The organism is Dokdonella sp. (assembly GCF_051958935.1).
Classification (GTDB): Bacteria; Pseudomonadota; Gammaproteobacteria; order Xanthomonadales; family Rhodanobacteraceae; genus Dokdonella_A.
Genome location: NZ_JBQCFP010000033.1, coordinates 1 through 5048, shown reverse-complemented (window position 1 = coordinate 5048; position 5048 = coordinate 1). Strand labels below are relative to the sequence as shown.

The window sequence follows — 5048 nt, the reverse complement described above, 5'->3', positions numbered from 1 at the left end:
CCGATTCGGCGCGCTGTTCGGCGCGGTGGCGGATCGCCTGCTGGTCGGCGAGGCCGACCCACTTGAGGTACTTGCCGGCGACCTTGTCGCCGAGCGACTGGTCGGGCGTGAACGCCTGCGAGAAACGCGTCTTCTTGCAATGGAGCGGATTGCCGCGCTCGGCGATCTTCTCCCAGCGCTGCTGCGCCGCCTCGCGTTCGGTCTTCGGCGCCGCTGGCGGCGCCGGCGCGGCGTCGCCGAGACGGATCGAACCATCGGGATTGAACAGTTGGGGAACCGCGGCGGCGCCGCCTTCGCCGAGTCGCGCGCGCATCGCGTCGCTCGCGTCTTCCGGATGCGGCGGCGGCGCCTTCACCTTCACCTCGGGCGGCGAGATCGCGATGCGGCTCGGCCGCGCGACGATCGGGGGCTCGGGTTCCGGCGGTGGCGGCGGCAGCTCCGACAGCGGCTCGATGAGATTGATCGTGATGACCTGCGGCGCGCGATGCGGGTGCCGGTACGGCCGCATGCCGAGGCCGAAGCCGACGATTTCGACGAGCGTGACGACGAAGGCGACGAGCCCGCCGAGCAGGAGCAGGCGCCGGTCACGCCGCGGCCTGAGCTCCCAGCGAAGGCTGCGCTGCCACGGCAGTCGGTCGCCCGCGAAACGCAGGCGAGCGGGTTCGTGCAAGGTCGGCGGCCGACGATCCGCGCGCGGCAGCATCGGCGGCGTGGAGGGATGCTGCGAGGTCAAGAGTCGATGCCCGGGTGCGTCGCGGCAGCATAATGATTGCGCGCTAAAGCGCGGTTAAACACCGGTATCGCGATCGTGCCGAACACCCTGCCCGGCTGCCGCGTCGGCTCACGCGCGCAGGTCGGCACCGCCGCGGCGATGCGCGTGCAGCCACTCGGCAACGCGCTCGGCGGTGCGCGGCGCGCTGCGGCCGAGCAAGGGGCCGACATGGCTCGCGCCGGCGATGCATTCGAAGTCGGCGCCGAGCGTCGCGGCGAGTGCGCGGCTCGATTCGACGGGCACGTCGAGGTCGTGCTCGCTCGCGAGGACGAGCACCGGGCAGTCGGGCGGGTCGACCACGAGGCCCGCGCGCGCCTCGTCGACCACCGCCCCCGACTCGTCGCGCCAACGCCGGAATGCATACAGGCGTGCCGCGTCGTCGGCATCGGGCATCGCGCGCTGGGTCGAGCGCAACGTACCTTCGCTGCGCCAGCGGATCACCGCCGGCGAGGTTTCCGCGCGCATCGGCAGGCCCGCGCCCGGCATCGGGTTCACCAGCACGAGTGCGCGCGCGCGCACCGCGCGTGCGACGGCGAGCGCGAGCAGGCCGCCGAGGCTCGCGCCGACGAGGCTGACGCCGCGCGCGGAGCGGCTCCACGCGGCGACCTGGCGCCGGTAATCGTCGAGGTGGGTGGCGGCGAGCCCGCCCGCGGCGGGCTTCAGGTCCGGTGCAAGCACGTCGAAACCCGCAATCGCGAGGCCGCGCGCCCAGATTCCCCATTCCCAACCGCCGCCGCCTGCGCCATGCACGCAGACGACGCGGCCCGCTCCGCCTGGTTCATCACGCATTGCGACTTGACCCTGTCCCCCGATAGGTCAAGTCTATGCCGGCGCCGTGCTGCTGCGCGACGCATTCCGCCATGACCGTCCGCGTGGCGCCCAGCCGTCCGGCGCGCCGTGCGGACGACCATGACGGCCTTCGAGCCGCGCCGACCGGGCGCGGTGGTTCGGGGGCAGGAGGCCCCCACGCCGCGACCGGCGGGCGCCGGTGTGCGGCGTTGCCGCGCCGGCGGCGAGCCGGGCGGCGAGCGCGTGCGGATCCATGAAGGGTCCGGGCGCGCACCAACGGGAGGCCTGCTCATGTCCTACACCACCGATGGCATCCGGAACATCGCGCTCGCAGGCCAAGCGAGCGCCGGCAAAACCACGCTGTTCGAAGCCCTGCTGCATGCCGGCGGCGCGATCCAGACGGCAGGCTCCGTCGAAAAGGGCACCACGGTGTCCGACCACGACCCGATGGAAAAGGAACGCAAGCACTCGATGGCGGCGTCGATCGCCTCGGTCGACCTCGGCGACGTGCACGTCAACCTCATTGACACCCCCGGATTCCCCGACTTCCGCGGCCCCACGTTGTCCGCGCTCGCCGCGGTGGAAACCTGCGCGATCGTCGTCGACGCGGCCACCGGCGTCGCGCACTCGACGCGCCGCCTGATGGAGCGCGCGAAGGCGCGCGGCCTGTGCCGCGTCCTCGTCGTCAACAAGATCGACCACGAAGGCGTCGACCTCGAGAGCGTGGTCGAGATGCTGCGCGACGAATTCGGCAGCGAGTGCCTGCCGATCAACCTGCCCGCGAACAAGGGCGCGGCGGTCGCCGACTGCTTCTTCCAGCCGCAAGCCGACGCCGATGCTCCTGCGGTGGATTTCTCCTCGATCGCCGACGCGCACCAGCACATCATCGACCAGGTGGTCGAGATCAACGAGACGGTGATGGGCCACTACCTGGATGACGGCGAGGCGGGCCTGTCCGGCCAGGAGCTGCACGACGCGTTCGAGCAGTGCCTGCGTGAAGGCCACCTCGTGCCGATCTGCTTCGTCTCGGCGCGCAACGGCACCGGCGTGAAGGAACTGCTGCAGCTCGCGGCGAAACTGCTGCCGAACCCGAAGGAAGGCAATCCGCCGCCGTTCGAGAAGGGGCGCGGCGCCGACGCACAGCGCATCGAGGCCGAGCCCGATCCGAAGAAGCACGTCATCGCCGACGTGTTCAAGATCGTCAACGACCCGTTCGTGGGCAAGCTCAGCGTGTTCCGCGTCTACCAGGGCACGGTGAGGAAGGACACGCAGCTCTTCATCGACGACGGCAAGAAGGCGTTCAAGGTCGGCCATCTGTTCAAGCTCAAGGGCAAGGACCACGTCGAGATCGAGCAGGCGATCCCCGGCGACATCGCCGCGATCGCGAAGATCGAGGAGATCCACTTCGATGCGGTGCTGCACGATTCGCACGACGAGGACCAGATCCACTTGAAGCCCCTCGATTTCCCCCAGCCGATGTTCGGCCTCGCGGTGCAGCCCGCGCACAAGGGCCAGGAGCAGAAGCTGAGCTCGGCGCTGGCGCGCCTCAGCGAGGAAGACCCGTGCTTTCGCGTCGAGCACAACAAGGAGCTCAACGAGACGATCATCCGCGGCCTCTCCGACCTGCACTTGAAGCTCATGCTCGACCGCATGAAGGAGCGCTACGGCGTCGAGGTGACGACGCGGCCCCCGCGCATCGCCTACCGCGAAACGGTCGGCGCGAAGGCCGAGGGGCATCACCGCCACAAGAAGCAGACCGGCGGAGCTGGCCAGTTCGGCGAGGTGTTCCTGCGCATCGAACCCTTGCCCCGCGGCGGCGGCTTCGAGTTCGCCGACGAGATCAAGGGCGGCACGATCCCCGGGCAGTTCCTGCCTGCGATCGAGAAGGGCGTGCGCCAGGTGCTCGAGCACGGCGCGATCGCCGGCTACCAGCTGCAGGACGTCAAGGTGATCGTCTACGACGGCAAGTACCACGCGGTCGACTCGAAGGAAGTCGCGTTCATCGCCGCCGGCAAGAAGGCGTTCCTCGACGCGATCGCGAAGGCAAGGCCGCAGGTGCTCGAGCCGATCGTCAACCTCGACGTGACCGTGCCGAACGCGCACATGGGCGACGTCACCGGCGGCCTCGCCGGCAAGCGAGCGCGCATCAATGGCACCGACTCGCTGCGCGGCGGCGAGATCATCATCAAGGCGCAGGTGCCGCTCGCCGAGGTCACCGACTACCAGACCGAACTCAAGGCGATGACCGGCGGCCAGGGCCGCTATGCGATCGAGTTCAGCCACTACGAGCCGGTGCCGCCGCAGGTACAGAAGCAGCTCACCGAGGCGTACAAGCCGCGTCCGGACGAGGACTGACCCGCGCCGGCCACGCCTCGCGACCCGCACCATCGTCGCGCGCCCGCGTGCGCGCGACGCTTCCACCGCCGCCACCCGGGGGAATGACGCAATGACGATTTCGCTCGTGCAGCTGTGGCTTCCGATCCTCGTCGCCGCCGTATTCGTGTTCGTCGTGAGCAGCCTCGTGCACATGGTGTTCAAGTGGCACCTGTCCGACTACCGCGGCTTCAGCAACGAAGACGAAGTGCTCGCGGCGATCCGCAAGGGCAACCCGACGCCCGGCATCCACATGCTGCCGTACTGCAAGGACATGAAGGATTTCGCCAAGCCCGAGATGCTCGCGAAATTCCGCGAAGGGCCGACCGGCAAGTTCATCCTGCGCGCCGGCGCCGAGCCCGGCATGGGCAAGCCGTTGCTGCAGTGGTTCGTCCTCTGCCTCGTGATCTCGCTCTTCTGCGCCTACCTCGGCGCGCACACGCTCGCCACCGGCAGCCCGTTCGCGCTCGTCTTCCGCGTGATCGGCACCGCGGCGTTCATGGCCTACGGCTTCGGCGCCTTCATCCAGGGCATCTGGTGGGGCCAGCCTTGGGGCGCCGTCGCCAAGGACGCCCTCGACGGCATCCTCTATGCGCTCGCGACCGCAGCGGCATTTGCGTGGTTGTGGCCGCGGTAAGTGACGCACCGCCCTGCACGACCCTTGGAGCATCGATAACCGTGTAGGGCGGGTCGCGCCGCGCAGCGGCGAGTCCCGCCGCGCCCCGCCGCGGTGTTCGAAACGCGCCGCGGTGTTCGAACGCGCCGCGTGATTGCGGCGGCACGCGCTCCGCGCGTACCGCCCTACACGATCATGCGGGGATCGGCACCCGTGTAGGGCGGGTCGAGCCGCGCTGCGGCGTGTCCCGCCGCGCCACGCCGCGGTGTTCGAACGCGCCGCGGTATTCGAACGCGCCGCGTGATTGCGGCGGCACGCGCTCCGCGCGTACCGCCCTACGCGATCATGCGGGGATCGGTAACCGTGTAGGGCGGGTCGAGCCGCGCAGCGGCGAGTCCCGCCGCGCCACGCCGCGGTGTGCGAACGCACCGCGTGGTTGCGGCGGCACGCGCTCCGCGCGTACCGCCCTACGCGATCATGGAGGCATCGGTACGTGTC

3 protein-coding genes and 1 pseudogene are annotated in these 5048 nt (G+C 70.0%); 2 read left to right on the top strand and 2 right to left on the bottom strand.

Going from position 1 to position 5048, the window contains the following annotated elements:
• Together ACTHK2_RS03535 and ACTHK2_RS03530 are read right to left on the bottom strand one after the other, a co-directional pair.
• Nucleotides 1–733, bottom strand: a pseudogene (locus tag ACTHK2_RS03535) (hypothetical protein); the annotation flags it as partial.
• Nucleotides 734–841: 108 nt separating this feature from the next.
• Nucleotides 842–1561: an alpha/beta fold hydrolase gene (locus ACTHK2_RS03530; protein WP_440244314.1), complete on the bottom strand. Its 720-nt coding sequence runs from the start codon at nt 1559–1561 to the stop codon at nt 842–844.
• Between the two features lie 291 nt (nt 1562–1852).
• Between ACTHK2_RS03530 and fusA the strand changes: the two genes are divergently transcribed.
• The gene (gene fusA, locus ACTHK2_RS03525; RefSeq protein ID WP_440244313.1) at nt 1853–3916 is read left to right on the top strand and encodes an elongation factor G; all 2064 of its coding nucleotides are present in this window, start codon (nt 1853–1855) and stop codon (nt 3914–3916) included.
• Between the two features lie 91 nt (nt 3917–4007).
• Nucleotides 4008–4571: a hypothetical protein gene (locus ACTHK2_RS03520; RefSeq protein WP_440244312.1), complete on the top strand. Its 564-nt coding sequence runs from the start codon at nt 4008–4010 to the stop codon at nt 4569–4571.
• The last annotated feature ends 477 nt before the right edge of the window (nt 4572–5048 follow it).